We start from the raw sequence: 18,037 nt of genomic DNA on the forward strand, positions 1-18,037 counted from the left end.
ATTTCGCATGAAAATTAAATAGTTATTTGAATTGTTATCATTTTTAAATACTACAGGGTAATACTATGAGTGGTTTTTTATTATTCCCGAAAATAAGAAGCGGCCTTGAGTGGATCGCCGGGCACAGCGATGCTGTCATTCAATTCGGCTGGAATATCGTTGCCGCCGTGATCTTATTGTTTATCGGTAAATTTATCGCTCGTCTGCTCTCTCGTGGGCTGGAAAAGTTACTGCTTAAACGTAAAGTCGACAGAACGATCATTCAGTTCTTCACCGCGCTGGTACGTTACATTACCCTCGCCTTTTCCGTCGTCGCCGCATTAGGTCGCATCGGTATTGAAACATCCTCCATTATTGCCGTCATCGGTGCCGCCGGACTGGCCATTGGCCTCGCGTTACAAAGCTCGCTTTCCAACTTTGCCGCTGGCGTGCTGTTGGTTTCCCTGCGGCCTTTTCGCGCCGGAGAAGTAGTGCAGATTGGTGCAGTCACCGGAACAGTAGAAAAGGTGCACATCTTCTCCACCACCCTGCTAACCGCGGACAGCAAAGAAGTGGTGATTCCAAACGGTAAGATCATCGCTGACAACATCATTAACTATTCCCGTCACCCTTTTCGTCGTATCGATCTGGTGATTGGTGTGGGTTATCAGAGTCGGATTGCAGAGGTTAAGCAAGTTATTAATCACATTATCGAGCAGGACAGCCGCATCGATAAGCAACGTGGGGTAACCGTTCGTCTGGGCGAACTGGGCGCTTCAGCGTTGAATTTTTACGTGCGCGTATGGGTTCCCAATATCGAATACTGGAACACCTATTACGATCTGCTGGAAAACATTAAAGAGGCGCTGGACGCCAACCACATCGACCTACCCTATCCACAGATGGATGTGCGTATTCAGCATGTCGCACCTCAGCAACAGTCTCAGCTGCAACTGGTCGATTAGCGTACTTTCCTGCAGAACATGCGCCTGAAGTATTTGCTGAAATGCGTGCAATAAAAAACCCTCTGTAAACAGAGGGTTTTCTGCATATTACCGGTTCAAAAACCGCTAACGGAAAGGGATATTATTCCCACTCAATCGTAGCTGGCGGCTTACCGCTGATGTCATACACCACGCGGGAAATACCGTTCACTTCGTTGATAATGCGGTTAGAGACGCGGCCTAAGAAGTCATACGGCAGGTGTGCCCAGTGCGCGGTCATAAAGTCGATGGTTTCGACCGCACGCAGGGAAACAACCCAGTCGTATTTGCGGCCATCGCCCATCACACCAACGGAACGAACCGGCAGGAACACGGTGAACGCCTGGCTTACCTTGTTGTACAGGTCAGCTTTGTGCAGCTCTTCAATGAAGATAGCATCCGCGCGACGCAGCAGGTCGCAGTACTCTTTCTTCACTTCGCCAAGCACACGCACGCCCAGACCCGGTCCCGGGAACGGGTGACGGTACAGCATGTCGTACGGCAGGCCCAGCTCCAGACCAATCTTACGCACTTCGTCTTTGAACAGCTCACGCAGCGGCTCAACCAGACCCATCTTCATCTCTTTCGGCAAACCGCCCACGTTGTGGTGAGATTTGATAACGTGCGCTTTGCCGGTGGCAGATGCCGCGGATTCGATCACGTCCGGGTAGATGGTGCCCTGCGCCAGCCACTTAACGTCTTCCAGCTTCAGCGCTTCTTCATCGAATACTTCCACGAATACGCGGCCAATGATTTTACGTTTAGCTTCTGGGTCGTTCTCGCCTTTCAGCGCGTCCAGGAAACGCTTTTCGCCTTCCACGTGAACGATGTTCAGGCCAAAGTGGTCGCCGAACATATCCATCACCTGCTGAGCTTCGTTGAGACGCAGCAGACCGTTGTCGACAAACACGCAGGTCAGGTTTTTGCCGATTGCACGGTGCAGCAGCATCGCGGTCACGGAAGAGTCAACGCCGCCGGACAGACCGAGGATAACTTTATCATTGCCAACCTGCTCACGAATGCGGGCAACGGCGTCATCGATAATTTTTGCCGGCGTCCACAGCGCTTCACACTGGCAGATGTCGCGCACAAAACGCTCCAGCATGCGCATGCCCTGACGGGTATGGGTAACTTCCGGGTGGAACTGCACGCCGTAGAAGCGTTTTTCTTCGTGCGCCATGATAGCGAACGGGCAGCTGTCGGTGCTGGCAACGGTCACGAAACCTTCCGGAATGGCGGTCACTTTGTCGCCGTGGCTCATCCACACGTCCAGCAGCGGTTTGCCGTCTGCGGTCAGGGAGTCTTCAATACCGCGGACAAGCGCGCTGTCGGTCTGAACTTCAACCTGCGCATAGCCGAATTCGCGTTCGTTAGAACCTTCAACATGACCACCGAGCTGCATTGCCATGGTCTGCATGCCGTAGCACACGCCGAACACCGGCACGCCCGCATTGAAAACGTATTCCGGCGCACGCGGGCTGTTTTCTTCGGTGGTACTTTCCGGACCACCGGAAAGAATGATACCGCTTGGGTTGAATTCGCGAATTTGTGCTTCCGTAACATCCCATGCCCACAGTTCACAGTAGACGCCCAGTTCACGTACGCGACGTGCAACCAACTGAGTGTACTGCGAGCCGAAATCGAGGATGAGAATGCGATGTTTATGAATATTGTCTGTCATTGACGCTAATTCCGAGGCAAGTGAAACAAATTCGCCCGGCATATAGCCGGGCGCGGAAACTTATCAGGAGCCCATGCGGTAGTTAGGGGACTCTTTGGTGATGGTCACATCGTGAACGTGACTTTCCTGAATACCCGCACCGCTGATGCGTACAAACTCTGCTTTCGTTCGCAGCGCGTCGATAGTACCACAGCCGGTCAGACCCATACAGGAGCGCAGGCCGCCCATCTGCTGGTGAATGATCTCTTTCAGGCGACCTTTATAGGCAACGCGACCTTCGATACCTTCCGGGACCAGTTTGTCAGCAGCGTTATCGCTCTGGAAGTAACGGTCAGAAGACCCTTTGGACATCGCGCCCAGAGAACCCATACCGCGGTAAGATTTGTAAGAACGGCCCTGGTACAGTTCGATTTCGCCCGGGGATTCTTCAGTACCCGCCAGCATGGAGCCAACCATCACTGCGGCAGCACCAGCAGCAATCGCTTTAGCGATGTCGCCGGAGAAACGAATACCGCCGTCGGCGATAACCGGAATACCGGTGCCTTCCAGCGCTTCAACGGCATCAGAAACGGCAGTGATCTGCGGAACACCGACGCCGGTCACGATACGGGTAGTACAGATGGAGCCAGGGCCGATACCCACTTTAACTGCGCTGCAGCCAGCTTCAGCAAGCGCGCGAGCACCTGCGCCCGTAGCAACGTTACCGCCGATGATCTGCAGGTCAGGATATTTAGCGCGAGTTTCACGGATACGCTGCAGAACGCCTTCAGAGTGGCCGTGAGAGGAGTCAATCAGCAGAACGTCTACGCCAGCGGCAACCAGCGCGTCTACACGCTCTTCGTTACCTGCGCCAGCACCTACCGCTGCACCAACGCGCAGACGACCATGCTCGTCTTTACAGGCGTTAGGTTTACGTTCTGCTTTCTGGAAATCTTTTACGGTGATCATGCCGAGCAGGTGGAAGCTGTCATCAACAACCAGCGCTTTCTCAACGCGTTTTTCGTGCATTTTGGCAAAAACGACATCGCGCGCTTCGCCTTCACGAACGGTCACCAGACGCTCTTTTGGCGTCATATATACGCTAACCGGCTGGTTCAGGTCAGTCACAAAACGCACGTCACGGCCGGTGATGATGCCGACCAGTTCGTTATCTTCAGTCACTACCGGGTAGCCAGCAAAGCCGTTACGCTCGGTCAGTTCTTTCACTTCGCGCAGAGTAGTGGTTGGTAGTACGGTCTGTGGGTCAGTTACCACGCCAGATTCGTGTTTCTTCACGCGGCGAACTTCTTCAGCCTGGCGCTCGATGGACATGTTTTTGTGGATAAAACCGATGCCGCCTTCCTGGGCCAGGGCAATTGCCAGGCGCGCTTCCGTCACGGTGTCCATTGCTGCGGAGAGCATAGGAATGTTCAGGCGAATGGTTTTCGTCAACTGGGTGCTGAGGTCAGCAGTATTCGGCAGAACGGTAGAATGAGCGGGAACGAGGAGGACGTCGTCAAACGTCAGGGCTTCTTTTGCGATACGTAGCATGGGCAATATCTCACCTGGGAGGTTATTAAATATTGCCGCGGCATTATACAGAGCGTAACCGATTGCATCCACACTTTTTTGCAAAAAAACCTTGCGCTCCTCTGTGAGCATGTTACTTTCGACTGAATAACTTGCTGATTTAGAATTTGATCCCGCTCACATGTTATCCTCTCAGACCACCTCAATTTTTACCGTAAGCCGCCTAAATCAGACGGTTCGTTTGCTGCTTGAGCAGGAAATGGGACAAGTTTGGATCAGCGGTGAAATCTCGAATTTCACTCAGCCGTCCTCCGGTCACTGGTATTTCACGCTCAAAGATGACACCGCCCAGGTACGCTGCGCGATGTTTCGCAACAGCAATCGACGGGTAACGTTCCGCCCACAGCACGGTCAGCAGGTCCTGGTACGCGCTAACATTACGTTGTACGAACCGCGTGGCGACTACCAGATAATTGTTGAGAGCATGCAGCCAGCTGGCGAAGGCTTGTTGCAGCAAAAATATGAGCAACTCAAAGCCAAACTGCAGGCTGAAGGGCTATTCGATCAGCAGTTCAAAAAATCACTACCCTCTCCGGCTCACTGCGTTGGGGTCATTACCTCGAAAACCGGGGCTGCGCTGCACGACATTCTCCACGTGCTGAAGCGTCGTGACCCATCCCTGCCCGTTATTATCTACCCGACCGCGGTCCAGGGCGACGATGCACCAGGACAGATCGTTCGCGCCATTGAGCTGGCGAACGCGCGGGGCGAGTGCGATGTGCTTATCGTCGGGCGCGGCGGCGGTTCTCTGGAAGATTTGTGGAGTTTTAACGACGAACGCGTTGCACGGGCAATCTTTGCCAGCCACATTCCTGTGGTTAGCGCCGTCGGCCACGAAACAGATGTCACTATTGCCGATTTTATTGCAGATTTACGGGCGCCTACGCCATCAGCAGCTGCGGAAATTGTCAGCCGCAATCAACTGGAACTGCTGCGTCAAATTCAGCATGGCCAGCAGCGTCTGGAGATGGCGATGGACTACTACATCGCCAACCGTACTCGTCGCTTTACCCAGCTTCATCACCGTTTGCAACAGCAACATCCGCAACTGCGTCTGGCCCGTCAGCAGACCGTGCTGGAGCGGCTGCGTCAGCGGATGAATTTCGCTCTTGAGAATAAGATTAAGCAGGCCAATCAGCGCCAACAGCGCGTAAGTCAACGCCTGAGCCAGCAAAACCCACAGCCGCGAATTTATCGGGCGCAAACCCGTATTCAGCAACTGGAGTACCGTCTGGCAGAGAATATCCGCGCGCGTTTAAGCGCACAGCGAGAACGCTTCGGTAATGTGGTGACGCACCTTGAAGCGGTGAGTCCTCTCTCGACGCTCGCTCGCGGCTATAGCGTCACTACCGCGACCGACGGCAAAGTGCTGAAGCAGACCAAACAGGTAAAAACCGGTGATGTGCTCACTACCCGCCTGTCAGACGGCTGGGTAGAGAGCGAAGTGAAAGGCGTAACGACGGCAAAGAAAACGCGTAAGAAAAAGCCAGATTAAACCGGCACAAATTCCACACGTTTCTTCGAGATCAGACCATGGCCATTCTGACAGAAGTAGTCCACCGCACCGCAGGCTTTTAACACCTGGAGTGGCTGATGGCACTCCGGGCAGCGCGCTTCTAACGGAATATCTTTTTTACAGTTTTCACAGTGTGCCACACCGTTTTGTGGTTCCAGTTCTGCATGACAATCCGGGCAGGTCATCGACATGGTGACTCCTTTAAATGGCGTTCAATTCTGCGCTAATTTTACCATGATACGCTTAGTGTGAACCACGCAACTGTTGCTGTAGGATCAGTAATCGTTCTACCTCCTCCAGCCTGCGCTGCGTCGTGCGGCTCACCTCCTGCGGGCTGCGTTCAAACAGACTTTGCGTCCCCAGAATATGTTCCGCCAGACAATGGGCATAAATCGTACCAGGCAGACACCAGCGTTGCACAACATCACCGTCAATCAATTCGAGCACATCGTCGGCACCCCGTCGGTCGTAGCTGATGATACGCCCATCACGCAGATAAAGGCGCAGACCTTTTTGTCCGCCAGCAGGCCCCGCGTATTTATTCAGCCAGATATCCAACGGTACACCGCTAATCAGTCCTTGCAGATGCGCCTCTCCTTCAGCCGTGGTCAGGTCACCCTGGATGATGTTACGTCCCAGACGGTCTTTAGCGCTCTTCACCTGCAGGGTCATGCTGTCATTACCGCCCAGGTAACGCACTGTTTCACGCAGCATGGCCAGTACGTGTGTGCCAATGTCCAGAATCACACCGTCCGGGTGGCGAAGCTCACGCGTATCTGGCTCACCAGTGGCAAAGTTGAGCGCGATCGGCTCTCCTGTAGCGTTATATCCGCTCGGCTCCTGCAAAAAACCGTCGATTTTAACAACGTCTGAAAAGTGAGAGACAAGTGCCTGTTGTGGGTTATCGCCCTGCCACTGCGCACCGAGTTTTCCCAATGCCAGCTGCATTGCGCCATTACGCGCCATCCAGTGGTCGAGCGCCAGCACACGGTCGGCAGCGTCGGGTTGCTCCAGCAGCGTTTTCAGTTTTTCAATTTGGGAAAGCGTGGCAACAATCGGTTTTTCAACCACGATTCGTGCGATGGGAGCGGCCAGCGCCTGTTCAAGCACATCGAGATGATGCAGAGAAGCGGTGGTGATAAACAGGGTATCAAGCGGTGTTGCAAGAAGTTCAGCGAGCGATGCACAGCGTGTCACACCAGCGGGCTGTTTTGCGGGTTGCACGTCAAATCCCACACAGCACAGGGAATCACCGTAAAGTTTACGCAATGCGGGCAAGTATGCCGTTTCAACGACTGCGCCAAGCCCAGCAAACCCTAACAGCATGTTCTCACCTCGTAAATGAATTGGCCGGGACATCACGTCTGCCCCGGCACAATCGAGGTGTTATCAGGCGCTAGTAGCCGGTTTAGTTTGCGTATTCTCCAGCATGCGACGGATCGGCACAATGAGGACGATCAGTACCGCGGCGCAGATAAGCAATGCAATCGAGCAACGAGCGAAGAGATCCGGCAGCATATCCAGTTGGTCGGCCTTCACATGACCACCAATCAGACCTGCGGCCAGGTTACCCAGCGCACTGGCGCAGAACCACAGGCCCATCATCTGCCCGCGCATTCTTTCCGGAGCCAGCAGCGTCATGGTCGCCAGACCGATCGGGCTCAGGCACAACTCACCAAGCGTCAGCATCAGGATACTGCCCACCAGCCAGAATGGGGAGACGCCTGCGCCACCGTTACTGAGAACGTTTTGCGCTGCCAGCATCATCAGACCAAAGCCTGCAGCGGCACAGAGAATACCGATAACGAACTTGGTGATGCTGCTCGGGCGAACATTCATGCTCGCCAGTTTAGGCCACGCCCAACTGAATACCGGTGCCAACAGAATGATAAACAGTGCGTTTATCGACTGGAACCAGACCGCCGGGATTTCAAAATCGCCGATCATACGGTTAGTGTAGTCGTTAGCGAACAGGTTGAACGAGGTTGGCTTCTGCTCAAACGCAGACCAGAAGAACGCGGCGGAAACCAGCAGGATAAAGCAGACCAGCAGTCTGGCGCGCTCTTTGCGGTTCAGACCAGCAAAGACAAACAGGTAGATAAAATAAAGCGCGACGGAGGCGGCAATCACATACACCAGCATACTGGCAACCGCGACCGGATTTATCACAATCACGCCCTGCGCAATCAGCGTAACGATAACAGCTACGCCGACGGCCAGCGCCAGCAGCCACGCGCCCACACCGTTACGTTTCACTACCGGGCTGTTCCAGGTTGAGTCCAGACCCACTTCGCTGTCATAACGTTTCATCGATGGAACGGCAAACACGCGGAAGATGATCAACGCCACCAGCATCCCGATACCACCGATGCCAAAGCCCCAGTGCCAACCGTGGGATTTAATCAGCCAGCCGGAGATCAGCGGCGCGATAAACGACCCCATATTGATGCCCATATAGAACAGCGAGAAACCGCCGTCGCGACGCGCATCGCCTTTTTTATACAGCGTGCCAACCATCACTGAGATACAGGTTTTAAACAGACCGGAACCGAGCACGATAAACATCAGGCCGATAAAGAACAGGTTGTTCCCCATAATGGCCGAGAGCGCGATCGACAAGTGACCGAGCGCAATCAAAATGGAACCGTACCACACCGCTTTCTGTTGGCCGAGCCAGTTATCCGCCAGCCAGCCACCTGGCAGCGCGGCGAGATACATCGTACCGGCAAAGATACCCACAATCGCCGAGGCATTTTCACGCGCCAGCCCCATGCCGCCGTCATAAACGGTAGCAGCCATAAACAGGATCAGTAACGGGCGAATGCCGTAAAACGAGAAGCGCTCCCACATCTCTGTGAAGAACAGCGAGCCGAGCGGGTAAGGATGACCGAAGAAAGTTCGGCTTTCTTTTTGATTAACAGAGGATTGCATAATTCTCCCGAAAGTTATGTCGTCGTGCGTGTAAACACCGCGATGTACGCCAGCCAGTTACGTATCTGACCGATTTTTTACATGCGGCGAAAAGTTATTTAACCATTTGATAACCTAAGGCTAGTTTTGTCTAGTACCAGCCCCCGGACTTTAAGATGAAAACTCGACAAATGTCTACTTTCTTAGATTTAAACTTGGCAAAAAACGAATAGTGATTGACTTTACACAGGGGGAGATCAGCAATGGGCAGACGAAAAAAACCCGCGACAAGCGCGGGTTTTTTTCTGCATCAGCAACAGTTACTTGCTTTTTTTGATGTGCTTAATCAAACGCTTACGCTTACGCATCTGAGTCGGCGTCAATGTATTACGTTTGTTCGCAAACGGGTTCTCCCCTTCTTTGAACTGAATACGGATCGGCGTCCCCATTACATCCAAAGACTTGCGGAAATAGTTCATCAGATAGCGCTTGTAGGAATCCGGCAGGTCTTTGACCTGGTTGCCGTGAATCACCACGATTGGCGGGTTATAACCACCGGCATGGGCATATTTCAGCTTCACACGACGACCACGCACCAGCGGCGGCTGATGATCTTCTACTGCCATGGTCATGATGCGCGTCAGCATCGCGGTGCTCACGCGACGTGTAGAGCTATCGTATGCTTCACGGACCGATTCAAACAGATTACCCACGCCGCTACCGTGCAGCGCTGAGATAAAGTGTACGCGCGCAAAATCAATAAAGCCCAGACGGAAGTCCAGCGTCTCTTTGACCTGCTCTTTTACTTCCTGCGTCAGGCCATCCCACTTGTTCACAACGATAACAAGTGAGCGCCCGCTATTGAGGATAAAGCCCAGCAGCGACAGGTCCTGATCGGAAATCCCTTCACGCGCGTCAATCACCAGCATCACAACGTTGGCATCTTCAATTGCCTGCAGCGTTTTGATTACTGAGAATTTTTCTACCGCTTCGGTAATTTTGCCGCGCTTACGCACGCCCGCGGTATCGATGAGCACATATTCGCGTTCATCGCGCTGCATCGGAATATAAATACTGTCACGCGTGGTTCCCGGCATGTCGTAAACCACTACGCGGTCTTCGCCGAGAATACGGTTAGTAAGCGTGGACTTACCTACGTTCGGACGGCCGACGATTGCCAGTTTAATCGGCAAATCCTGCGGGTTGAAATCGTCCTCAGGCTCTTCTTCGCCGTTTTCTTTGGCTTCAAGCTGCGCCCAGTATTCTGCGTCTTCATCCACTTCTTCCTGAGGAGCAACGTCATCCATCCACGGCAGCAGAACATGCTCCAGCAGGCTGAGAACACCACGACCATGGGACGCCGCGATCGGATAAATTTCACCCAGACCCAATGAGTAGAAATCAACAACCGCCTGGTCAGGATCGAGTCCGTCAGTTTTGTTGGCGACCAGGAACGTCGGTTTCTGGCGCGAACGCAGGTGTTTAGCAATAGCTTCATCCGCTGGCATCAGGCCAGCACGCGCATCCACCATGAACAGCACAACGTCTGCTTCTTCGATAGCCAACAGCGACTGTTCCGCCATACGGGTTTCAACACCGTCTTCGGTGCCATCAATACCGCCGGTATCAATACAGATAAACTCACGGCCTTCAATTTCCGCACGACCGTACTTACGGTCACGAGTCAGACCCGGGAAATCCGCAACCAGCGCATCTCGGGTGCGAGTTAGACGGTTAAATAACGTGGATTTGCCAACGTTAGGGCGCCCGACAAGCGCGACCACAGGTACCATGTTTAAAGCCTCATTTAAAAAATCATCAGACAACGGGCACATTTTTTGCCCCGTTGTTAAAAACAGTAAAACGGCCCCTGCACCAGGAGCCGTTTTTCAAAGCGAGCGGCCGGGACGATTAACGCGTAATAGAGTACAGCGTACCGTCTTTCGCCTGGATCAGCAGTTTACCATCAGCAGAGACCGGCTCGGTCAGGAAACCTGAGCTGTCGACTTTCTGCTGGGCCACAAAACGACCATCGTCAACGTTAATCCAGTGCAGGTAGCCTTCGCTATCACCGACGACCAGATTGCCATTATACAATACCGGGGACGTCAGCAGACGGTGCAGCAGATCGCTTTGCGTCCACAGCGTCACGCCGCCATCGGTGGTCAGCGCCAGTACGCGGTCATTCTGGTCAACCAGGTAGATACGGTTACCGTCGACGATGAAATCATTCACCGAGCCCAGTTCGCGTTTCCACATAATCTGACCGCTGCGCAGATCCAGCGCCGTCAGGTTACCATTATAAGCCAGCGCGTAAACAACGCCATTGACGATAACCGGCGTGGTATCAACGTCGCTCAGACGATCGATTTCCGTTGGGCCTGTCGCCTGTGAGATACGCTGCTGCCAAATCATCTGGCCTTGCTGCATCAGCACGGCGCTCACGCGACCGTTATCACCGCCGACAATAGCTGCGCCAAAGGCGGTTGCCGGAGCGGATTCACCACGCAGAGACAGGGAAGGCATGTCGAGGTTAACGGTCCATTTGATGGCGCCATCAGCTTCGTTTAATGCCTGCAACTGGCCGTTGCTGGTGTGGATCAAAACTACGCCATCGCTCACAACAGGACGAGACAGCGCTTCACCGGCGACTTTCGTCTGCCATGCGGTGGTACCGTCGCTGGTATTCAACGCATAAACCTGTGCTTTTTCGCTGCCAATGTAAACATGTCCGCCGGACACGGTTACACCGCCAGAAAGCTGTGCAGATGCACGGGAGAACCAGCCGTCTTTCTCACCCAGATTCACAGACCAGACTTCTTTACCGTCGCCTGCGTTCAACGCTTTCACTACACCAGCGCGATCGGCTGCATAGACAACGTTATCCGCCAGCGCAGGATGAAGATTGGAATAGAAATCACCAATACCGTTGCCTACAGAGGTGCTCCATTCCGTAGACGGAGTAAACTGGTTTTCAACCACCGGTAATGGGGACATCTTAACGACATCTTCTTCGCCACTAAACAGTGAACAGCCGCTCAATAGGGTAACGGAAAGCAGCCCTGGCAGAAGTAATTTACGCAATTGCATCGGGTCCCTCTCAGATGGACAAATTATTGATTTTCATCTGCATCATTTCGCTCAGAGCAGGAGAGGCATCGCTTTTCACACCCGCTTCCCATGCGCTACGCGCACCTTGTTTGTCGCCTTTGCTCAGCAACGCTTCACCGCGCAGATCGGCAACAATGGCCGTCCACCCTTCACCTTTAATGGTGTCGAGTGTTTTCAGCGCGGTATCAGCCTGTTTAAGCTGAACCTGAACACGAGCCAGACGCAGGTTAATCACCGCTTTGAGATTTTCATCGCTGGTCGCAGCCAAGCCCTGTTGCAGCTGACTTGCGGCTTTCTCAAGTTCATTTTGGTCAACAAACTGCTGCGCAAGTTCCAGTGAAGCTAGCGCGCCGTAGGTATTTTTATTCTCTGCAGCAAATTTCTCAGCGGCAGGAATGCTGTCCGGTTTACCCGCGCTAACCGCAGTCACCGTATTTTGATATGCCAGAGAAGCAGAGCGTGCGGACTCCGTCTGATGGCTGGTCCAGTAACGCCAACCAACCAGCGCGCCAACCCCTAAAATGATCCCAACAGCCAGCGCCTTGCCGTTTTCAGCAAAGAAGCGTTTTACCGCATCAACCTGGTCGTGTTCGTTCTCGTAAATTTCCACGCTGTCCTTCTCCTTAGCCCAGTAAAGTGCGCAAATGCGCGGCAACGCTATCCTGCGCTACTGCCGTTTGCTCACCAGAGCGCAAATCCTTCACTACAACAGTACCGTCAGCCACTTCGGACTCGCCCAGTACCAGTGCAACGCGGGCGCCCCACTTATCGGCACGGGCAAACTGTTTCTTAAAGTTGCCGCCACCGTGGTTTGTCATCAGTTTCACACCAGGAACTTCATCGCGCAGACGTTCTGCAAGCGTCATTGCCGCCGACTGCGTGTCCGCCCCTGAAGCGACCAGGTATATATCGACAACAGGATCTGCGTTAAATTCCGGATTAACTGCCTGAACTAACAAAACAAGTCGTTCCAGCCCCATAGCAAAGCCCACGGCTGGCGTTGCACGACCGCCAAGTTGCTCTACCAGACCGTCGTAACGACCACCGGCACACACGGTGCCCTGAGAGCCCAGGCTGCTGGTGACCCACTCAAATACGGTGCGGTTGTAGTAATCAAGACCACGAACCAGACGCTGATTGACGGTGTAGGCAATGCCTGCGGATTCCAGCAGTTTGCACAAGCCCGCGAAGTGCTCGCGAGAGTCGTCATCAAGATAGTCGCCCAGTGCAGGCGCGTCGTTGAGCAGCGCCTGTACTTCCGGGTTTTTGGAGTCGAGAACGCGCAGCGGATTGGTGTACATACGACGCTTGCAGTCTTCGTCCAGTTTCTCTTTATGCAGTTCCAGGTAGGCGACCAACGCATCACGGTAGTTAGCGCGGGCTTCAAGCGAACCGATTGAGTTCAGCTCAAGGCTAACATGCTGAGAAATACCCAGCGCGCGCCACCAGCGAGCGGTCAGCATAATCAGCTCCGCATCGATGTCCGGGCCTTGCAGGCCAAATACTTCGACACCCAGCTGATGGAATTGACGATAGCGTCCTTTCTGCGGACGTTCGTGGCGGAACATCGGCCCGATATACCACAGACGCTGTTCCTGATTGTACAGGAGACCATGTTCGATGCCGGCGCGTACGCAGCCCGCAGTCCCTTCAGGACGCAACGTCAGGCTGTCGCCATTACGGTCCTCAAAGGTATACATCTCTTTTTCAACCACGTCGGTAACTTCACCGATCGCGCGTTTGAATAACGGGGTCTGCTCTACAATCGGCAAGCGGATTTCACTGTAACCGTAGCTACCGAGCACGTTTTTGAGAGTGCCTTCAATGCGCTGCCAGATGGCGGTTTCGCCAGGCAGATAATCGTTCATGCCGCGAATGGCTTGAATGTTTTTTGCCACGTTTATTCTCTTTATGAATATAAAAATGAACCCTCAGCGCTAACCCGAACAATGCGGGCGCCATGCGGGTTCAATCATACACGGGAAGCACGCCGCTTCCCATCACGTTGTTATTTTTCAAGCTGCTGCACGTCGATACGACGCGCTTCGTCCAGAATACTCGCTTTAGCACGGATGCGGGCTTCAAGCTGCGTAATCATATCGTCGTTATCGAGTCTGTCCTTACGCACGCCGTCTTCATACAGGCCGCTTTTCTTGTTACCGCCCGTCACGCCCAGCGTAGAAACCAGCGCTTCACCAGGACCGTTTACCACGCAACCGATGATCGAAACGTCCATTGGCGTAATGATATCTTCCAGGCGTTGCTCCAGCGCGTTAACCGTACCAATAACGTCAAACTCCTGACGCGAACAGGTTGGGCAAGCGATGAAGTTGATCCCGCGCGCGCGAATGCGCAGCGATTTCAGGATATCGAAACCCACTTTGATCTCTTCCACCGGATCGGCTGCCAGAGAAACACGCAGCGTATCGCCGATCCCTTCAGATAACAGCAGGCCAAGGCCGATCGCGGACTTCACCGAACCACTACGCAGGCCACCGGCTTCGGTGATCCCCAGATGCAGCGGTTGATCGATCTGTTTCGCCAGCAGGCGATAGGATTCTACGGCGAGGAAAACGTCAGACGCTTTAACACTGACTTTGAATTGATCGAAGTTCAGACGATCGAGGTGATCCACATGGCGCATAGCGGATTCCAGCAGCGCCTGCGGCGTCGGTTCACCGTATTTTTCCTGCAGATCTTTTTCCAGCGATCCGGCGTTGACGCCGATACGGATAGGAATATTTTTATCACGAGCGCAATCCACCACCATGCGAATACGCTCTTCACTGCCGATATTACCTGGGTTAATACGCAGGCAATCAACACCGTATTCCGCTACCTTCAGCGCGATACGATAGTCGAAGTGAATATCGGCAACCAGCGGGACGTTAACCTGCTGTTTGATAAGCTTGAACGCTTCTGCGGCATCCATTGTCGGTACAGAGACACGAACAATGTCTGCGCCTACGCGTTCCAGCGCTTTAATCTGATTAACCGTCGCTTCCACATCCGTGGTACGCGTATTAGTCATAGACTGTACGGCGATGGGCGCACCATCGCCGATCGGCACGTTCCCAACGTAAATGCGTGTCGATTTTCTACGTTGAATTGGAGCCTGGTTATGCATTAAAAAATCTCCCGCATTGCCGTCTGTTACTGAGCCGGTGATTGTTCGGCATTAACGGTCAGACGCGCAACCTGGTTAGTTCTGATAAAACGACTCAGATCGACAGGTTTACCCTGGAACTGAATCTGCACTGCCGCCGGGGCGCCAATTTTCAGTTTGTACGGCGCTTGACCGGTCAGGTTTAGATTGCCGTCTTTACGCTGCATCCCGCTGAACAGTTTTTTACCGGTCGCATCGGTTACTTCCAGCCAGCAATCGGCGGTAAAGTTCATCACCAGCGCGTTAGGATCGGCTGCAGGTGTAGTCACACCTGCCTGATCGGTCGGCAGAGGAGCCGCTGTAGCTGGCGCTGTTGGCGCTGCGGTTGCGGTATCGACGTTAGCCTGAGAAGGGGCAACAACGGCGTTCTGTTGCGCATCAGCGGCGGGTGCCGGGGTCGCAGCAACGTCTGGCGTTGGCGCTGCGTCCGCTACCGCACCATCGTCAGGAGCCGGAGGGGTATCCTGCCCTGCTGCTGCGCTGGTATCTAACGGTACGTTCTGCGCACCCTCTTTACCGGCATTCAGCTCAGCAGAGGATTGATCGGCCATAGTGGTGATCTCTTCCTGCTGCGCTTTATGGTTCTGCCACCACCAGGCACCAGTCAGTCCGACAACGACAAACAGTACCAGCCAGGTAAAGGTCATTAACCAGCCGTCGCGTTTCTTACGACGTTTGCCGAGCGAGAAGCTCTGCATCGGTGCGACTTTAGCTGGTCGAATCGGAGCCTGTTTTTCCAGCCCTGGCAACAGTTCTTCTTCAGGAATATGCACCAGACGCGCATAAGAACGGATATACCCGCGCAGGAATGTTGAAGCAAGATCGGCTGGCGCCTTATCCTCTTCAATATCGCGTACCGTGGAGACCTTCAGGCAAAGTCGCTCCGCGACTGCCTGCTGGCTGAATCCGAGTTGTTCACGGGCATTGCGCAGACGAACGCCGGTGGATAGTGTTTCATTTTTGTCGTGCGTGGCTTCAGTATTCATTCGCTACAGCTGCGTAAATTTGGGTTCTGATGCCGGCGAGCCACAATGCTCACCCACACCGCGAAACATCTGGTCAGTTAACCTTCGTCAGACAGTATAAAACGGTCAGACTATCAATGACAAAACGGCGTAAACCTGAGGGCTAAACACTTGTTACGCCGTTACATACTGCCTTAAAGTCGACAAAAACGCACCGTTATTATTGACCTGACGACGACAACAAAAAACCTCATATGGCTTACGTTGCACTACGGTACAGGAATTATACCGTAGTGCGCCAACATCAAACGGTCTTAATGTCGATAGCGTCGCCCTGCATACGCTTACGCAGAGTACGCTTGGTACGGTCGATAACGTCGCCCGCCAGCTGACCGCAGGCTGCATCGATGTCATCACCACGTGTTTTACGCACGATGGTAGTGAAACCATAGCTCATCAACACTTTGGAGAAACGATCGATACGGCTGTTAGAACTACGGCCATACGGCGCGCCCGGGAACGGGTTCCACGGGATCAGGTTGATCTTACACGGCGTATCTTTCAGCAGTTCTGCCAGCTGATGCGCGTGTTCAGTGCCATCATTGATGTGATCTAACATCACATACTCAATGGTTACACGACCCTGGTTAGCGTTGGACTTCTCCAGATAACGACGAACCGCGCCAAGGAATGTTTCGATATTGTACTTTTTGTTGATAGGTACAATTTCGTCACGAATTTCATCGTTCGGCGCATGCAGAGAAATCGCCAGCGCGACGTCAATCATATCACCCAGCTTATCCAGCGCAGGGACAACACCTGAGGTGGAGAGCGTGACGCGACGCTTGGACAGCCCAAAACCGAAGTCATCGAGCATGATTTCCATCGCCGGAACCACGTTGGTCAGGTTGAGCAGCGGCTCGCCCATCCCCATCATCACCACGTTGGTAATAGGACGCACGCCCGTAGCCTTCACCGCACCGACGATCTTCGCCGCGCGCCAGACCTGACCAATGATCTCCGATACCCGCAGGTTACGGTTAAAGCCCTGTTGCGCCGTAGAGCAGAATTTACACTCTAATGCGCACCCGACCTGTGAAGAAACACACAGGGTCGCACGATCGTCTTCCGGGATATACACCGTTTCAACGCGCTGATCGCCAACCGCGATAGCCCATTTGATCGTACCGTCAGAAGAACGCTGCTCTTCCACCACTTCCGGGGCGCGAATTTCAGCCACTTCTTTCAGCTTGTTACGCAGCACCTTGTTGATGTCAGTCATGTCATCAAAGTTGTCGCTGCAATAGTGGTACATCCACTTCATGACCTGATCGGCACGAAACGGTTTTTCGCCCATCTCTTTGAAGAATTCGCGCATTTGCTGACGGTTCAGATCCAGCAGGTTAATTTTTCCATTTTTATTTGGAACCGCAGGAATGACGACTTCAGAGGTGTTAACTAATTCAGACATAATTTTTTCCGGCCTCGTTGTTACACGTTGTGGCCCGTGGAGGGTTAAAAAGAAACGCCCCGGCAAGCGATCTGCTCTTCCGGGGCGTTGCATTGTACAAAGTCTGGCGCAGGGATGCCACGTTTGCACGAAGCATTAGCGAAAATAATATGTAAAGGAAGATCGTAGGCCTGATAAGACGCATCAGCATCGCCATCAGGCAAAGCAGAGCCGGATGCGCAAATGCTTATCCGGCCTACCCCACGAGCTTATTAGCGAGTGCGCGGGCAAACCTCACCTTCACCAAAGAAATAGGCGATTTCGCGCGCCGCTGACTCAACGGAGTCGGAACCGTGAGTACCGTTCTCGGTGAAGCTGTCAGCATAGTCTGCACGCAGAGTACCGGCCAGCGCATTCGCCGGGTTGGTTGCGCCCAGCAGATCGCGATGACGCTGTACGGCATTTTCGCTTTCCAGAACAGAAACAACGATCGGACCGGAGGTCATGAATTCAACCAGACCGTCAAAGAACGGTTTGCCATCGTGCTCAGCATAGAAGCCACGTGCCTGCTCAACGGTCAGGTGCAGCATTTTAGTGCCGACAATTTTGAACCCTGCTGCTTCAAAGCGCGCAAAGATGCTCCCAATAACGTTTTTTGCCACCGCGTTTGGTTTGATGATGGAAAAAGTACGTTCAATAGCCATGAT

At 53.5% G+C, this 18,037-nt stretch carries 15 protein-coding genes; 2 read left to right on the plus strand and 13 right to left on the minus strand.

Translation table 11 applies throughout. From position 1 onward, the window contains the following. Nucleotides 1-65 precede the first annotated feature (65 nt). Nucleotides 66-944: a small-conductance mechanosensitive channel MscS gene (gene mscS / locus OGY08_RS06615; protein ID WP_032944199.1), complete on the plus strand. Its 879-nt coding sequence runs from the start codon at nucleotides 66-68 to the stop codon at nucleotides 942-944. A gap of 121 nt (nucleotides 945-1,065) precedes the next feature. Here the strand turns inward: mscS and guaA are convergent, their stop codons facing one another. Together guaA and guaB are read right to left on the minus strand one after the other, a co-directional pair. After that, nucleotides 1,066-2,643, minus strand: coding sequence for a glutamine-hydrolyzing GMP synthase (gene guaA / locus OGY08_RS06620; RefSeq protein ID WP_008785448.1), 1,578 nt, complete (start codon nucleotides 2,641-2,643; stop codon nucleotides 1,066-1,068). A gap of 63 nt (nucleotides 2,644-2,706) precedes the next feature. Next, nucleotides 2,707-4,173 (minus strand): IMP dehydrogenase, encoded by a 1,467-nt coding sequence (gene guaB, locus OGY08_RS06625; RefSeq protein ID WP_003037756.1) that lies wholly within the window; start codon nucleotides 4,171-4,173, stop codon nucleotides 2,707-2,709. A 160-nt stretch (nucleotides 4,174-4,333) separates the two neighbouring features. Between guaB and xseA the strand changes: the two genes are divergently transcribed. Beyond that, nucleotides 4,334-5,707 carry an exodeoxyribonuclease VII large subunit gene (xseA, locus tag OGY08_RS06630; protein WP_048215788.1) on the plus strand — a complete coding sequence of 458 codons (1,374 nt, stop codon included), beginning with the start codon at nucleotides 4,334-4,336 and terminating at the stop codon, nucleotides 5,705-5,707. On the opposite strand, the gene OGY08_RS06635 is transcribed toward xseA, so the two are convergent. The 11 genes from OGY08_RS06635 to ndk all read right to left on the minus strand — a co-directional run bounded on the left by OGY08_RS06635 (nucleotide 5,704) and on the right by ndk (nucleotide 18,034). Further along, entirely contained in the window at nucleotides 5,704-5,919 is a 216-nt protein-coding gene (locus OGY08_RS06635) for a zinc ribbon domain-containing protein (RefSeq protein WP_003835160.1), read from the minus strand. The genes xseA and OGY08_RS06635 overlap by 4 nt on opposite strands. 52 nt (nucleotides 5,920-5,971) lie before the next feature. Further along, nucleotides 5,972-7,054: a Gfo/Idh/MocA family oxidoreductase gene (locus OGY08_RS06640; protein ID WP_125363494.1), complete on the minus strand. Its 1,083-nt coding sequence runs from the start codon at nucleotides 7,052-7,054 to the stop codon at nucleotides 5,972-5,974. 63 nt (nucleotides 7,055-7,117) lie between these two features. Next, the gene (locus OGY08_RS06645; protein ID WP_071446839.1) at nucleotides 7,118-8,659 is read right to left on the minus strand and encodes a peptide MFS transporter; all 1,542 of its coding nucleotides are present in this window, start codon (nucleotides 8,657-8,659) and stop codon (nucleotides 7,118-7,120) included. A gap of 299 nt (nucleotides 8,660-8,958) precedes the next feature. Then, nucleotides 8,959-10,431 carry a ribosome biogenesis GTPase Der gene (gene der / locus OGY08_RS06650; protein WP_003835168.1) on the minus strand — a complete coding sequence of 491 codons (1,473 nt, stop codon included), beginning with the start codon at nucleotides 10,429-10,431 and terminating at the stop codon, nucleotides 8,959-8,961. Nucleotides 10,432-10,549: 118 nt separating this feature from the next. Next, nucleotides 10,550-11,728, minus strand: a complete 1,179-nt coding sequence (bamB, locus tag OGY08_RS06655) for an outer membrane protein assembly factor BamB (RefSeq protein WP_008785453.1) — start codon at nucleotides 11,726-11,728, stop codon at nucleotides 10,550-10,552. A 10-nt stretch (nucleotides 11,729-11,738) separates the two neighbouring features. After that, the gene (locus tag OGY08_RS06660; protein ID WP_003835172.1) at nucleotides 11,739-12,359 is read right to left on the minus strand and encodes a YfgM family protein; all 621 of its coding nucleotides are present in this window, start codon (nucleotides 12,357-12,359) and stop codon (nucleotides 11,739-11,741) included. A gap of 13 nt (nucleotides 12,360-12,372) precedes the next feature. Continuing rightward, nucleotides 12,373-13,647 (minus strand): histidine--tRNA ligase, encoded by a 1,275-nt coding sequence (gene hisS, locus OGY08_RS06665; RefSeq protein ID WP_003835173.1) that lies wholly within the window; start codon nucleotides 13,645-13,647, stop codon nucleotides 12,373-12,375. 110 nt (nucleotides 13,648-13,757) lie between these two features. Further along, a complete protein-coding gene (ispG, locus tag OGY08_RS06670) occupies nucleotides 13,758-14,876 on the minus strand; it encodes a flavodoxin-dependent (E)-4-hydroxy-3-methylbut-2-enyl-diphosphate synthase (RefSeq protein WP_003037720.1) in 1,119 nt (372 codons plus the stop codon). Between the two features lie 26 nt (nucleotides 14,877-14,902). Then, on the minus strand, nucleotides 14,903-15,901 hold the full coding sequence (rodZ, locus tag OGY08_RS06675) for a cytoskeleton protein RodZ (RefSeq protein WP_032944208.1): 999 nt from the start codon (nucleotides 15,899-15,901) through the stop codon (nucleotides 14,903-14,905). 283 nt (nucleotides 15,902-16,184) lie between these two features. Continuing rightward, nucleotides 16,185-17,351 carry a dual-specificity RNA methyltransferase RlmN gene (rlmN, locus tag OGY08_RS06680; RefSeq protein ID WP_003037713.1) on the minus strand — a complete coding sequence of 389 codons (1,167 nt, stop codon included), beginning with the start codon at nucleotides 17,349-17,351 and terminating at the stop codon, nucleotides 16,185-16,187. A 251-nt stretch (nucleotides 17,352-17,602) separates the two neighbouring features. Then, nucleotides 17,603-18,034, minus strand: coding sequence for a nucleoside-diphosphate kinase (gene ndk / locus OGY08_RS06685; protein WP_003037710.1), 432 nt, complete (start codon nucleotides 18,032-18,034; stop codon nucleotides 17,603-17,605). Between the last annotated feature and the right edge of the window lie 3 nt (nucleotides 18,035-18,037).

Origin of the sequence: Citrobacter sp. Cpo069, from assembly GCF_030332785.1 — a bacterium.
Classification (GTDB): domain Bacteria; phylum Pseudomonadota; class Gammaproteobacteria; order Enterobacterales; family Enterobacteriaceae; genus Citrobacter; species Citrobacter portucalensis.